Source organism: Stenotrophomonas pictorum JCM 9942 (assembly GCF_001431585.1).
In the GTDB taxonomy this organism is placed as follows: Bacteria; Pseudomonadota; Gammaproteobacteria; order Xanthomonadales; family Xanthomonadaceae; genus Stenotrophomonas; species Stenotrophomonas pictorum.
In genome coordinates, this window is sequence record NZ_LLXS01000017.1 from 115,321 (window position 1) to 129,212 (window position 13,892).

At 66.4% G+C, this 13,892-nt stretch carries 15 protein-coding genes; 10 read left to right on the forward strand and 5 right to left on the reverse strand.

The features are described 5' to 3' along the window. Positions 1-5 precede the first annotated feature (5 nt). From edd to zwf, 4 genes are all read right to left on the reverse strand, one after another. Positions 6-1,922 carry a phosphogluconate dehydratase gene (gene edd, locus ARC78_RS07030; protein ID WP_057505991.1) on the reverse strand — a complete coding sequence of 639 codons (1,917 nt, stop codon included), beginning with the start codon at positions 1,920-1,922 and terminating at the stop codon, positions 6-8. A 100-nt stretch (positions 1,923-2,022) separates the two neighbouring features. Next, positions 2,023-2,742 carry a 6-phosphogluconolactonase gene (locus tag ARC78_RS07035; RefSeq protein WP_054660251.1) on the reverse strand — a complete coding sequence of 240 codons (720 nt, stop codon included), beginning with the start codon at positions 2,740-2,742 and terminating at the stop codon, positions 2,023-2,025. Continuing rightward, positions 2,739-3,746 carry a glucokinase gene (glk, locus tag ARC78_RS07040; protein WP_057505992.1) on the reverse strand — a complete coding sequence of 336 codons (1,008 nt, stop codon included), beginning with the start codon at positions 3,744-3,746 and terminating at the stop codon, positions 2,739-2,741. The genes ARC78_RS07035 and glk overlap by 4 nt, the downstream gene beginning before the upstream one ends. Then, on the reverse strand, positions 3,743-5,179 hold the full coding sequence (gene zwf / locus ARC78_RS07045; RefSeq protein ID WP_054660147.1) for a glucose-6-phosphate dehydrogenase: 1,437 nt from the start codon (positions 5,177-5,179) through the stop codon (positions 3,743-3,745). The genes glk and zwf overlap by 4 nt, the downstream gene beginning before the upstream one ends. Positions 5,180-5,506: 327 nt before the next feature. On the opposite strand from zwf, the gene ARC78_RS07050 reads away from it, so the two are divergent. Continuing rightward, entirely contained in the window at positions 5,507-6,604 is a 1,098-nt protein-coding gene (locus ARC78_RS07050; RefSeq protein WP_057506013.1) for an ABC transporter ATP-binding protein, read from the forward strand. Here the strand turns inward: ARC78_RS07050 and ygfZ are convergent, their stop codons facing one another. Then, entirely contained in the window at positions 6,605-7,468 is an 864-nt protein-coding gene (ygfZ, locus tag ARC78_RS07055; RefSeq protein ID WP_054657946.1) for a CAF17-like 4Fe-4S cluster assembly/insertion protein YgfZ, read from the reverse strand. Positions 7,469-7,507: 39 nt separating this feature from the next. Here ygfZ and ARC78_RS16305 point away from each other — a divergent pair, with 39 nt between their 5' ends. The 9 genes from ARC78_RS16305 (at position 7,508) to lolD (ending at position 13,845) form a co-directional block, all read left to right on the forward strand. Then, positions 7,508-7,681 (forward strand): DUF1674 domain-containing protein, encoded by a 174-nt coding sequence (locus tag ARC78_RS16305; RefSeq protein ID WP_083468406.1) that lies wholly within the window; start codon positions 7,508-7,510, stop codon positions 7,679-7,681. Positions 7,682-7,735: 54 nt separating this feature from the next. After that, entirely contained in the window at positions 7,736-8,128 is a 393-nt protein-coding gene (gene sdhC, locus ARC78_RS07060) for a succinate dehydrogenase, cytochrome b556 subunit (RefSeq protein WP_057505993.1), read from the forward strand. Further along, complete coding sequence (gene sdhD, locus ARC78_RS07065; RefSeq protein WP_054657944.1) at positions 8,125-8,508, forward strand: succinate dehydrogenase, hydrophobic membrane anchor protein; 384 nt, start codon at positions 8,125-8,127, stop codon at positions 8,506-8,508. The genes sdhC and sdhD overlap by 4 nt, the downstream gene beginning before the upstream one ends. Positions 8,509-8,511: 3 nt before the next feature. Further along, on the forward strand, positions 8,512-10,302 hold the full coding sequence (gene sdhA / locus ARC78_RS07070; protein WP_054657942.1) for a succinate dehydrogenase flavoprotein subunit: 1,791 nt from the start codon (positions 8,512-8,514) through the stop codon (positions 10,300-10,302). A gap of 17 nt (positions 10,303-10,319) precedes the next feature. After that, complete coding sequence (locus ARC78_RS07075; RefSeq protein WP_054657940.1) at positions 10,320-11,105, forward strand: succinate dehydrogenase iron-sulfur subunit; 786 nt, start codon at positions 10,320-10,322, stop codon at positions 11,103-11,105. Between the two features lie 117 nt (positions 11,106-11,222). Next, positions 11,223-11,477 (forward strand): FAD assembly factor SdhE, encoded by a 255-nt coding sequence (locus ARC78_RS07080; protein ID WP_054657948.1) that lies wholly within the window; start codon positions 11,223-11,225, stop codon positions 11,475-11,477. A 34-nt stretch (positions 11,478-11,511) separates the two neighbouring features. Next, positions 11,512-11,877, forward strand: coding sequence for a hypothetical protein (locus ARC78_RS07085; protein WP_157722765.1), 366 nt, complete (start codon positions 11,512-11,514; stop codon positions 11,875-11,877). Positions 11,878-11,900: 23 nt separating this feature from the next. Beyond that, positions 11,901-13,142: a lipoprotein-releasing ABC transporter permease subunit gene (locus ARC78_RS07090; protein ID WP_054657936.1), complete on the forward strand. Its 1,242-nt coding sequence runs from the start codon at positions 11,901-11,903 to the stop codon at positions 13,140-13,142. After that, the gene (gene lolD / locus ARC78_RS07095) at positions 13,135-13,845 is read left to right on the forward strand and encodes a lipoprotein-releasing ABC transporter ATP-binding protein LolD (protein WP_054657934.1); all 711 of its coding nucleotides are present in this window, start codon (positions 13,135-13,137) and stop codon (positions 13,843-13,845) included. The genes ARC78_RS07090 and lolD overlap by 8 nt, the downstream gene beginning before the upstream one ends. Positions 13,846-13,892 lie beyond the last annotated feature (47 nt).

Genomic DNA, 13,892 nt, shown 5'->3' on the forward strand with positions numbered 1-13,892 from the left:
GGGGGTCAGGCGTCCTTGGCTTCGTGCGGCGCGGCGGCCGCGGCGGCGTCGTGACCGAGTTCGTATTCGGCGTCATAGTCCCACTGGCTGCCATCCGGATGCGCCGGGCCACAGGAAATCGACACCGCGCCCTGGTCGGCCGGGCCGACGATGCGACGGTTCATCGCAAACAGGTTGCGGCCCAGGTCGTTGCCGGCCGGCGCGGTATTGGCGGCGATGCCACGGGCCGCCCATTCGGCGGCGTCCACCAGCACTTCAAGGGTGCCGGCCTCGCCATCCAGGCGGATGATGTCGCCCTCGCGCACGCGGGCGATGGGGCCGCCACGGGAGGCTTCCGGGGTGACATGGATGGCGGCGGGGATCTTGCCCGAGGCGCCGGACAGGCGGCCGTCGGTGACCAGCGCCACGCGTCGGCCCTGGTTCTGCAGCAGCCCCAGCAGCGGTGCCAGCGAATGCAGCTCCGGCATGCCGTTGGCGCGCGGGCCCTGGTAACGCACCACCGCAACGAAGTCCTGCGGCAGGGCGCCGGCGGCGTGCAGCTTGTTCAGCACCTGCGGCGCATCCACCACCACGGCCGGGGCCTCGATGGTGCGGTACTGCGGCTTGACCGCCGAGAGCTTGATCAGCGAACGGCCGATATTGCCCTTGAGCAGACGCAGGCCACCCTGTGCTTCGAATGGATTGGAGGCCGGACGTACCACGTCCTCGTCGCCACTGACCGCTGCGGCGGGGACGTAACGGACCTCGCCATCGAGCAGACGCGGCTCCTGGGCGAAGGCGCGCATCCCGCCCTCGGCGATGGTGACCAGGTCGTCATGCATCAGCCCGGCGTCCATCAGCTCGCGGAACACGAAACCCGGTCCGCCGGCGGCGGCGAAGCGGTTCACATCGGCTTCGCCGTTGGGGTAGACGCGGGCCAGCAGCGGCACGATCTGCGACAGCTCGTCCATGTCGTCCCAGGTCAGCACGATGCCCGCGGCGCGGGCCACGGCGATCCAGTGGATGGTGTGGTTGGTGGAGCCGCCGGTGGCCATCAGTGCGACCACCGCGTTGACGATGGCGCGCTCGTCGATGATGCGGCCGAGCGGGCGGAAGTCCGTGCCCAGCGCGCAGATCTCCAGCGCCCGTGCGGTGGCGGCGCGGGTCAGTGCATCACGCAGCGGCAGCTCCGGATTGACGAACGAGGCGCCGGGCAGCTGCACGCCCATCGCCTCGAGCAGCACCTGGTTGGAGTTGGCGGTGCCGTAGAAGGTGCAAGTGCCGGGGGCGTGGTAGGAGGCCGATTCGGCTTCCAGCAGCTCTTCGCGGGTGGCCTCGCCGGCGGCATAGCGCTCGCGGACTTCGGCCTTCTTCTTGTTGGGGATGCCCGGGGTCATCGGCCCGGCCGGCACGAACACCGCCGGCAGGTGGCCGAAGGCCAGTGCGCCGATCAGCAGGCCCGGCACGATCTTGTCGCACACGCCCAGGTAGATCGTGCTGTCGAACATGTCGTGGCTCAGGCCGATCGCGGTGGCCTGGGCGATCACGTCCCGCGAGAACAGCGACAGTTCCATACCGCCACGGCCCTGGGTGACACCATCGCACATGGCCGGCACGCCGCCGGCGACCTGCGCGGTGGCGCCCAGTTCACGCGCGGCCTGGCGGATCTGCTCGGGGTAGTGCTCGAACGGCTGGTGGGCCGAGAGCATGTCGTTGTAGGAGGTGATGATGCCCAGGTTCGGGGTGACATCGGCACGCAGGCGGCCCTTGTCGGTCGGACCACAGGCGGCAAAGGCATGGGCGAGATTGCCGCAGCTCAGGCGCGAACGGGACGGTCCGTCACGCAACGCCGCGTCGATGCCGGCCAGGTAGGCCGCGCGCGAGGGGGCGCTGCGCTGGCGGATACGGTCGGTGATGGCTTGGATTTTCGGGTGCAGGCTCATTGGCTACCAGCTATGAGAGGGGCGCGGACAGCGCCCGGTGACAGGGTGCGGCGACTGCGCAGGCGCGATCGTCGGCAGCGTGGTTGGCCCGGACCGGTACTCAGGCGCACCAGTGCACGCGCAGGCGCGGGCCCGGGGCATTGATGGCGGCCAGTACCGGATAGCGGGCGACATCGTTGGATTCGAGAGCGGCATTGAGCACGTCCAGCTTCTGCTGCCCGCGCAGCAGCAACAGGCGCGTGCCGATCGGAGCGAACCCCTGCGGTGTCAGGGTGATACGCAGCGGCCAGCCATTGGCGACCGGACAGCCGGTGGCGTCCAGCGCCGCATAGGTCTGGGTGCTGGCCAAGGCCCATCCGAGATCGCGCGAACCCGGGAACAGCGAGGCGGTATGGCCGTCATTGCCCATGCCGAGCACCACCAGACAGGCCGGCTGGCTGTGCTGGGCCTGTAGATTGGCGTCGTGCACGCACTCGGCCAGCGGCTTGCCGATCCGCACCAGCGGATCGAAGTGCGCACCTTCGGCATGCTTGAGGAAGCTGTTGCGGACCAGCCAGGCGTTGCTGTCGCGGTCCTGCGGCGAGAGCCAGCGTTCGTCGGCCAGGCCGACCTCGACACGTGCCCATTCCAGCGGCAGCTCGGCCAGCGTTTCATAGACCGGTGCCGGGGTCGTACCGCCGGACAGCAGCATGCGTGCGCGCCCGCGTTGCTCGATCTCGTGGGCCAGGACCGTTTCCATCTCCTTGGCAACACCGTCGGTCCAGGCCTCGGGATTGGCGTGGCGAACCAGCGTGATACGGTCGGAAACAGCGGCGTTCATGCGACAACTCCTTCAGTGTGACGGGCCGCGTCCACGGCATAGGCGGCAGCGCCGAGCAGTCCGGGGCAGGGGTGGATGATGGCCATTGACGGTACCTGCGACATGGTCGCGGTGAACCGGCCCTTGCTTTCAAAGCGCTGGCGGAAGCCCGAATGCCGCAGTGAATCGAGCAGCCGTGGCACCAGGCCGCCGGTCAGGAATACCCCGTCCCATGCGCCTTGGACCAGCACGGTATCGCCGGCCACCGCGCCGAACACTTCCATGAACACCTCGATAGCGCGCACAGCCAGCGGATCACCGGCCTGGGCGCGTTCGCTGATCTGTTCCGGCCGCAGCAGCCCCGGGTCATTACCGGCCATCTCGCTGAGTGCGCGGTGGATGTTGACCAGGCCCGGGCCACAGACCAGCCGCTCGTTGGAGACACGGCCGAACTGTGCCGAAAGGATTTCCAGAATCCGGATCTGTTCGGGCGAGGCCGGCGCAAAGCTGGCGTGGCCGCCCTCGGTAGGCAGCGGATAGTTGCGGCCATCGCGGACCACTAGCGCCCCCACGCCCAGGCCCGTGCCCGGGCCGATCACGCAGTAGGTGCGCGACTGGCCGGCGGCGCCCGGCTGCCAGCTGGCGCCGCCGATCTGGGCGACATCCTGCGGCTGCAGCAGTGCCACGGCCATGGCCTGGGCAACGAAGTCGTTGACCAGGTGCAGCGAATGGAAGCCCAGCTGCGCGGCGGTGCGGTCACGGGAGATCACCCACGGATGGTTGGTGATCCGGGCCTCGTCACCATCCACCCGACCGGCCACCGCGAACACCCCGCTGCGCGCTTGCGCGCCCTGTTCCTGAAGATAGTGGGCTGCCGCATCCGCCAGCGACGGGAAGGCCGTCACCGGGTAGGCACGGATGCTGCTCTGGTCCAGCGGGGCCCCGGCGGTGATGTCGGCCAGCGCAAAGCGCGCGTTGGTCCCGCCGATATCGGCCACCAGGGTCAACTCCGCCGGTGCCGTCACTGTGCTGCCTCCGCAGACTTGGCGGCCATATCTTCGGGCAGGAAATCCAGGGCCTGCGCCGGGCCCCAGCTGCCGGCCGCGTAAGGCTCCATGGGCAGGTCGGCCGCTTTCCAGGCATCGGCAACGCTGTCGATCCAGGCCCAGGCCGCCCGCACTTCGTCATCGCGCACGAACAGGGCGTGGTTGCCGTTGAACGCGTCCAGGAACAGGCGTTCGTAGGCGATGCGGCGGTGCAGTCCGGTGGGGACGGACAGCTCCAGCGACAGCGGCTGCAGCTCCAGTGCGCCCCATTCCGGGCCGGCCAGCGAGCTCATCAGACCGAGCTGGATGTTCTCCTGTGGCTGCAGCTGGAAGGTGATGCGGTTGGGCGTGGCGTTCTTGCGATCCGGGCGTTCGAACACCCAGTGCGTGACCGGCTTGAGATTGACTTCGATGCGGGTGGTGCGCTCGGGCAGGCGCTTGCCGGTAACCAGATGGAACGGGACACCTTCCCAGCGCCAGTTGTCGATATGCGCGGTGACGCCGACAAAGGTCTCGGCCTCGCTGCCTTCCGGCGGCTGGTAGGCCTGGACCGGCTGGTCGTTGATGGTGCCGGCGGTATAGCGGCCGCGGACGCTGTCCTTGGCCGCGTGCCTGGCGCTGAGCGGGCGCAGGGCGCGTAGCACTTTGACCTTCTCGTCGCGGATGCGGTCGGCTTCCAGGGATGCCGGCGGCTCCATCGCCACCAGGCACAGCAGCTGCAGGATGTGGCTCTGCACCATGTCGCGCATCGCACCGGAGCGCGAGTAATAAGAGTCACGGCCATCCACGCCATCGCTTTCGGCGACCAGGATGTGCACCGACTCGATGTAATTGCGGTTCCACACCGCCTCCAGCAAGGTGTTGCCGAAGCGCAGCGCCATCAGGTTCTGCACCGCCGCCTTGCCGAGGTAGTGGTCGATGCGGAAGACGCGGTCCTCGTCGATCAGCTTGCCGATCGAACGCAGGATTTCGGCGGCACTGGCCGAGTCCGAGCCGATCGGTTTTTCCAGCATCAGCCGGTTCGGTGCCGCCAGCGCGCCGCCCAGGGCCAGCCCTTCGCAGGTGGAGATGTACAGGCCCGGCGGGATGGACAGGTTGCTCACGCATTTGCGGTGCGCCAGATCCTTGACCGCTTCGGCCACCGACTCCGGGTTGCGCAGATCCACCGAGCGGTAGTCGATGCGCGCGAGCAGGCTGTCGATGTCGTCCTGGCTGGCATGCGGCACGGCCTGTTCAAGGCGCGGGCGCAGGATGTCGTGGAACTTCGCGGTGTCGTGCGGCGACAGCGCCAGTGCACGTACGCGGAAGTCCTCGGGAAGCAGGCCGTCGCCCAGCAGACGCAGCAGGGAGGGGAACAGATAACGCTGGGCCAGATCGCCTGTGGCACCGAACAGGAAAAGGGTGTCGTGCATGGTTCGAGTTTCGTGTGCGGGTGACATCGTTGTCAATCGTTGTTCATCGGGCCGCACCACATGCGGGCGGGTATGGAAATGCAGGCTGGCACGGGCAGTTGCGGCGTGCACGGCACCGTGCGCAGGGCGATCTGGCTGGGCGATTTCGCCCGCGGACTTCGGGTCCGCCGTTCACGCTGGGAAGCCAGGTGATGGTGCCATATGAATATGCTTAACGGGGGCACGGTTTCCGATGTATACGATTGCAGGGTACGGGTGCTGGATGGTTTTGCCTGTGCTGGAGGGCTGCCGCGAGGTGGCGGTGACGGGTTCGGCAGCGAGGTGGCGATGGCCAAGGTCCGGTTTGACGGGGTGCGCAAGGTCTACGACAACGGCCAGGTGGCGGTGCACGGGGCCAGTTTCGATATCGAAGATGGGGAGCTGATGGTGCTGGTGGGGCCATCGGGCTGCGGTAAGTCCACCCTGCTGCGGATGGTGGCCGGGCTGGAGGAGATCAGCGCCGGCACGTTGAGCATTGGTGATCGTGTGGTCAACGACGTGGCGCCGAAGGATCGCGACATCGCCATGGTGTTCCAGAACTACGCGCTGTATCCGCACATGACCGTCGCCGAGAATCTGGCCTTCGGTCTGAAACTGCGTGGCCACGGCAAGGCCGAGGTACAGCGAAGAGTGCAGGGCGCGGCCGAGGCGCTCGGCCTGGCAGCGATGCTCGACAAGCTGCCACGCGCGATGTCGGGCGGGCAGCGGCAGCGCGTGGCGTTGGGGCGGGCGCTGGTGCGCGAGCCTTCGGTGTTCCTGCTGGATGAGCCGCTCTCCAATCTGGATGCCAAGCTGCGTCACTCGGTGCGCGCCGAGATCGCCCAGCTGCACCGCAAGCTGGGTACCACCATGATCTATGTCACCCACGACCAGGTGGAGGCGATGACGCTGGGGCAGCGCATCGTGGTGCTTGATGAAGGGCGGGTCCAGCAGATCGATACGCCAATGGCGCTCTACCAGCGGCCGGCCAATCTGTTCGTGGCCGGGTTTTTGGGCAGTCCGGCAATGAATATGCTGCGTGGGCGGCTGAAGTCCTCGTCCGTGGATGGCCTGGCGCTGGAACTGGCGGACGGGCCGCTGCTGCCGCTGGGCGGGCTGACGCTGAGTCCGGGCTGGTTTGGCACGGAGATCGTGGTGGGCGTGCGCCCCGAGCATCTTCAGCCCAGTGAAGCGGTAGGGCACTTCAGTGCCGTGGTCGAGGGGGTGGAGCCGGTCGGCAACGAGATCTTCGTCAACCTGCGCCATGGCGCGCAGCCGCTCGTGATGCGGGTGGCGCCGCAGCCGCTGCCGGCGCCGGGTGAGCGGGTCGGGGTCGCGGTCACTCCGGCGGCCTTGCACTTCTTTGATGCCGGTACTGGCCAGCGGCTGGAATGGGTGCCGGGGTGATCAGCGGGCCAGACCGTCCAGCAGCTCCAGCCGCGCGGCGTCCTCACCATTGATCCGTAGTGCGGCTGGCGGCAGCTCCAGTGGCAATACCGCCAATGCCAGTGCGCCGGCACAGCTGGCCACGGTGCCGACGCTGGCATCCTCCGCGCTCACGCTGTCGCCGGGCGAGGGGGTGGCAGCGGTGTGCAGCAGCGCAAGCGAGCGCTTGGCCTTGCCCAGGAAGTGGGTGCGCGCCACGATTTCCTGTCCCGGGTAACAGCCCTTCCTGACGCTGTAGGCATTGAGCCGGTCCAGCCCGAGTTGCTGCGGGGTCCATTGCTCGCGCTGCGTGTCGATCAGACGCGGCAGGCCTAGGCGCAGGTCGGACTGGCGCCAGGCCAGCTCTTCTGTCGCACTGGCCTGCTGAGCGCCGCTGGCTGCGCCAAGGCGCAGGCTCCGGGGCAGCTGCGGCGTACCCACATCCAGCTCCAGGACACCGCCTTCAAGCTGCGCGATCTGCGCACCGGTGGCCTGGGCCGGTGCTTGGAAGGCGCCGCTCACGCAGGGGGTGGCTTCCGTCGTCAGGGTGACTTTGCGGCGGAAGACGAAGCGGCGCAGTTGCTCGGCCATGGCTTCCGCACCGCCGTCATGACAGACCAGTAACAACTGCTGGGCATCCACGCGCAACAGCTGAAACGCAGCAACCACGCGGCCTTTGGCCGTCAGCCAGGCGTTCCATTGCCAATGGCCGTCATCGAGCGCGACCACGTCATTGGCGAATTGGGCTTGGGCGAAGGGGACCGCATCGGGGCCGGCAAGACGCAATACCTGCGGCTGGGCGAGCATGCGGAAACCGTTGAAAACAGGGGCGAGGTTGTCAGACACGTGACTGGGGACTAAAATTTGTGCGTTGCGAGACCGACAATGATAGGCCAAACAACCCCCACTCCCGAGACCGAAACTGAAGCCCCGCAGGCACCGGAAAAGCAGCCGCTTCCCGAGGCTGATGCGGTGCCGCAGGAAATCGGTGGTCGCGGCGGACTTGATCCGGTGCGATACGGGGATTGGGAGAAAAACGGGCGCTGCATCGATTTCTGAGCAGCGTACAGCCAACGCGGCATTCCGCCGCCCAGCCGAGATACGAGTCAGCGAATGGCGAACAGACCCCGCCCCCTTTCTCCGCACCTGCAGGTGTATCGCTGGCAGATCCAGATGGCCACCTCGATCCTGCATCGAGCTACCGGCATCATTCTGGCTGTCGGCGCCCTGATCATCGCAGGCGGTTTGCTCGCCCTGATGATGGGCCCTGAGTCCTGGAGCTGCTTCACCTCCCATGCCGGCGCCTGGTACGGCAAGGTGATCCTGTTCGGTTGGACCTGGTGCTTTGCCTACCACCTGTGCAATGGCATCCGGCACATCGTGCAGGACTTCGCCATCGGCTACGCCAAGCCGACCTTCATCCGCAGCAGCTGGGTGTCGGTGATCGCATCGCTGGTCATCACCGCGCTGATCTGGGCCTACGCCTGCATGGGAGCTGCCGCATGAGCAAGTACCGCACCCCGCTCAAGAATGCCCGCGGCCTTGGCAGCGCCAAGTCCGGCACCGAGCACTTCATCCACCAGCGCCTGACCGCAACCGCACTGGTCGCCTTGACCCTGTGGTTCCTGTGCTTCGTGCTGAGCCTGATGAACGCCGACTATGTCACCGCCGTGGCTGCCGTGGCCAAGCCGTGGAATGCCATGCTGCTGGTCGGCTTCCTGGTGGCCATGTTCTGGCACGCGCAGCTCGGTCTGCAGGTCGTGCTGGAGGATTACATCCACAATTCGCTGCTGGCCCTGGCCCTGCAGACCACGGTGAAGTTCGTTGCCGTGATCGGCGCGATCGTCAGCATCTTCGCGGTTGCCCGCGTTGCGCTTGGGAACTGATACATGTCCGCTTACAACATCACTGAACACAAGGTCGACATGGTGGTCGTCGGCGCCGGTGGCGCCGGCCTGCGCGCGACCTTCGGTCTGGCCCAGAAGGGCCTGCAGACCGTCTGCATCACCAAGGTCTTCCCGACCCGCTCGCACACCGTGGCGGCGCAGGGCGGCATCTCCGCCGCACTGGCCAACATGGGCGAGGACGACTGGCGTTACCACTTCTACGACACCATCAAGGGGTCGGATTGGCTCGGTGACCAGGACGCCATCGAGTACATGTGCCGCGAGGCCATTCCGGCGATCATCGAGCTGGAACACTACGGTGTGCCGTTCTCGCGTACCGAAGACGGCAAGATCTACCAGCGTCCGTTCGGTGGCATGACCACCAAGTATGGTGAGGGCCCGTCCGCGCAGCGCACCTGCGCCGCGGCCGACCGTACCGGCCACGCGATCCTGCACACCCTGTACCAGCAGTCGCTGGCGCACAACGCGCAGTTCATGATCGAGTACTTCGCGCTCGACCTGATCATGGACGAGGAAGGCGTCTGCCGCGGCGTGCTGGCGCTGGACATGGCCGAAGGCACCCTGCACCTGTTCCGTTCGCAGGGCGTGGTGCTGGCTACCGGCGGCTACGGCCGTGCCTACTTCAGCGCCACCTCGGCGCACACCTGTACCGGTGACGGCGGTGGCCTGGTGGCCCGTGCCGGCCTGCCCCTGCAGGACATGGAGTTCGTGCAGTTCCACCCGACCGGCATCTATGGCGCCGGCTGCCTGATCACCGAAGGTGTGCGAGGCGAGGGTGGCATCCTGCGCAACAGCAGTGGCGAGCGCTTCATGGAGCGCTACGCGCCGCATTACAAGGATCTGGCATCGCGTGACGTGGTGTCGCGTTCGATGACCATCGAAATCCGCGAGGGCCGCGGCGTCGGCGAGCACAAGGATCACATCCTGCTCGACCTGACCCACCTGGGCCCGGGCGTGATCGACGAGAAGCTGCCGGGTATCGCCGAAAGCGCCCGCATCTTCGCCGGCGTCGACGTGCACAAACAGCCGATCCCGGTGATCCCCACCGTGCACTACAACATGGGTGGCATCCCGACCAACTACCACGGTGAAGTGGTGCGCAAGGTCGGCGACAACCCCGATGCGGTCGTGCCGGGCCTGTACGCCATCGGTGAAGCCGCATGCGTTTCGGTGCATGGTGCCAACCGTCTGGGCTCCAACTCGCTGCTGGATCTGGTGGTGTTCGGCCGTGCCGTTGCCAACCGCTGCGCCGAGACGATCAAGCCGGGTGCCTCGCACAAGACCCTGCCGTCCGATGCCTGCGACAAGGCGCTGGGTCTGCTGGACAAGCTGCGCCACGCCAATGGCGATACGCCGACGGCGGTGATCCGCGACAACATGCAGCGCACGATGCAGGCTGACGCGGCCGTGTTCCGCACCAGCAAGACGCTGGAAGAAGGCTGCCAGAAGATGGCGCAGGTGTTCGATTCGTTCCAGGACGTCAAGGTTTCCGACCGCTCGCTGGTCTGGAACTCGGATCTGATCGAAACCTACGAGCTCAACAACCTGCTGCTCAACGCTGTGGCCACCATCAACTCGGCCGAACAGCGCAAGGAAAGCCGCGGTGCCCACGCGCACGAGGACTTCCCGGACCGCGACGACGTCAACTGGCAGAAGCACACGCTGGTCACCGTCGACGAAAAGGGCAAGTGCAGCTTCGACTACCGTCCGGTGCACATGTACACGCTCAGCGATGACGTGTCCGTGGTGCCGCCGAAGCCGCGCGTCTACTGATCCGGGGAACTACGAAAATGGCTGAATTTGCACTCCCGAAGAACTCCCGGCTGACCAAGGGCAAGCACTTCCCCGCCAAGAGCGGTGCGAAGAACACGCGGACCTTCAAGATCTACCGCTGGAGTCCGGACGACGACCAGAATCCGCGGACCGACACCTACGAGATCGATCTCGATGCGTGCGGCCCGATGGTTCTGGACGCGCTGATCAAGATCAAGAACGAGATTGATCCGACCCTGACCTTCCGCCGCTCCTGCCGCGAAGGCATCTGCGGTTCGTGCGCGATGAACATCGACGGCACCAACACGCTGGCCTGTACCCGCGCCATTGCCGATTGCGGCAAGGCCGAGGTGCCGATCTACCCGCTGCCGCACATGGACGTGGTCAAGGATCTGGTTCCGGATCTGACCCACTTCTATGCGCAGTACGCCTCGATCAAGCCGTGGATCCGTACCCAGACCCCGGCGCCGCCGGACCGTGAGCGCCTGCAGTCGCCGGAGGACCGCAAGAAGCTCGACGGCCTGTACGAGTGCATCCTGTGCGCGTGCTGCTCGACCAGCTGCCCGAGCTACTGGTGGAACGGCGAGCGTTACCTGGGCCCGGCGATCCTGCTGCAGGCTTACCGCTGGATCATCGACTCGCGTGACGAGGACACCGGTGCGCGTCTGGACGACCTGGAAGATCCGTTCAAGCTGTACCGCTGCCACACGATCATGAACTGCGCACGGACCTGCCCGAAGGGCTTGAACCCGGCCTTGGCCATTGCCGAGATCAAGAAGCTGATGATGGCGCGCCGAGCCTGATCCAGCGGTTTTCCGCCAGGCATCCGTGCCTGGCGACTTTGGCGGCACCGGCCTTTGGGTCTGGTGCCGTCTTCGTTTCTGCCGTGGACTGGCCACGGCTTGCAGGACAGGTGGATGATGAGCCCGGAAGAAGAAATCGAGCTGAAGAAGCTGCGCTGGCGCTGCCGACGCGGCATGCGCGAGCTGGACCAGCTGTTCGGTCGCTATCTGGACCGCTGCTGGGTGCAGGCGCCGGCAGCAGAGCGCGCGGTTTTCCTACAGCTGTTGGAGACCGAAGACGATAAGTTGTGGCGCTGGTCCATGGGCTACGAGGCTTGCCCCGATGCGCAACTGGCACAACTGCTCGACAAGATCCGCGCCTTGCCGGTGTGAGTGGCGGCCATCGCGCTGGCTGGCGCTGGTGATGATGGCGCTGGGCCTCGGCGCGGCCATCGCCTTGATGGACTGCGCGTTGCCGCGCCTGTATGCGGCGCCCGCGGCGTTGTGCGTATTGGCCGTCTGCGTGTGGAGCTGTCGCCGCGAGTTGCGGCGCCCGCCGCGTCAGCTGCTGGTTCCTATCGCGCCATCGCCGGTGCTGGTGGACGGCGCGCCGGTCACCGCCGTGGAGTTGCTCGAGCGCGGGCCGCTGACGCTGCTGCGCTTCAGGCAGGGCCGCCGCCGCAGCAGCTGTCTGTTCTGGCCCGACACGTTGGATTCCGGGCAGCGACGTGAACTGCGACTGGCCGTTCGTACCCATGCCGTTTCCCGCGACGCGCCGACGGTGGCACCATAGCGGCAGTTCACGGGCACACACGCATGTTCAAACCCTTACCTGTCGCAATCGGATTGCGTTACCTGCGTGCCAAGCGCCGCAACGGTTTCATCTCCTTCATCTCGATGGCATCGATCCTGGGTATCGCACTCGGGGTCATGGTGCTGATCACCACACTGGCGGTGATGAGCGGTTTCCAGAAGGAGATCCGCGACCGCCTGCTGCAGATGTCCGCCCATGCCACCGTCAGTGCCGATGGCGAGGCGATGTCCAACTGGCAACATGCGGTGGATTTGGCGATGAAGGATCCACGCGTGGCCGGTGCCGCGCCGTATATCGAGATCCAGGCCATGCTGGCCGGCCCGCGCGTACAGGGTGCCATCGTGCAGGGCATCGACCCGGCACAGGAGCCGAAGGTGTCGGTGATCGGCGAGAAGATGGTCAAGGGATCGCTGGACAGCCTCAAGCCCGGAGAGTTCAACATCCTGCTCGGGAAGGAGCTGGCGATCTGGCTCGGCGTCGGCGTCGGTGACAGCGTGGTCGCCACCCTGGCCGAAGTGCAGGGCACGCCGATGGGGGCGATGCCGCGGGTCAAGCGCTTCACCGTCAGTGGGATCTTCGAGGCCGGTTCCAACGAGGTCGACCGTGGCGTGGCCTTCACCAACATGCAGGACATGGAACGGGTGCTGCGCATGGACGGGGCCACCGGCGTGCGCCTGAAGATGCATGACATGGACCAGGCCTACACGGTGGCGCGCGATCTGGCAGTCAATCTCAACGGCTATTACCGCGTGAGCGACTGGACCCAGGAAAACGCCAACCTCTACCACTCGTTGCGCATGGAGAAGACGGTGATGGGCATCCTGCTGTCGCTGATCATCGCGATGGGGGCGTTCAACCTGGTGTCCTCGCAGGTGATGCTGGTCACCGACAAGCAGGCCGATATCGCGATCCTGCGCACCCTGGGCCTGACTCCGGGCGGGGTGATGCAGGTGTTCATGGTGCAGGGCACCTTGATCGGGCTTTTCGGCACGCTGGCCGGCGTGATCGGTGGCATCACCCTGACGCTGAATCTGGAGCGCATCCTCGGCCTGATCGAGAGCGCTTTCAACATCAAGCTGCTGCCGGAGGACGTGTATTACATCACCGGCCTGCCGACGGATATGCAGACCGGCGATATCGTGGTGATCACCCTGGTGGCGCTGATGATGAGCTTCCTGGCAACGCTGTACCCGGCCTGGCGCGCGGCGCGCACCCAGCCGGCGGAGGCGCTGCGCTATGAATGAGAATGCACGCATGGAATCGGTGATCCGCGCCGAGGGACTGGGCAAGACCTACGCCGAAGGCAAGATGCACACGCCGGTGTTCGATGGCCTGGACCTGGATGTGGCCGCCGGCGAGACCGTGGCGATCGTCGGCGCTTCCGGTGCCGGCAAGAGCACGCTGCTGCACCTGCTGGGCGGTCTGGATATTCCCAGCGCCGGCGAGGTCTATGTCACCGGGCAGAAGATGTCGACGTTGTCCGATACCGAGCGCGGGCGCCTGCGCAACCGCTCGCTGGGCTTCGTCTACCAGTTCCACCATCTGCTGCCGGAGTTCACCGCGCTGGAGAACGTGATGATGCCGGTGATGCTGGGCGGCAGCGACGCGGCCGAGGCGGGCAAGCGTGCTACGGCCCTGTTGGAATCGGTCGGGCTTGGCCATCGCCTGGAGCACAAGCCGGGCGAGCTGTCTGGCGGTGAGCGCCAGCGTGCCGCGGTGGCGCGTGCACTGGTGAACCAGCCGGCCTGCGTGCTGGGAGACGAGCCGACCGGCAATCTGGATGACAAGACGGCCGCGACCGTTTTCGAGCTGATGTTGGAGTTGAACCGTGCCCAGCGCACCAGTCTGGTGCTGGTGACCCACGACCGGGGTCTGGCGCGCAAGTTGGACCGGGTGCTGGAGCTGCGCCAAGGACGCCTGCACGAGCTGGAACGCGGCCAGGTCTGATCCCGGGTCTTACGCGCCGGTATTGCTGCGGATTTAACTTTGCACGG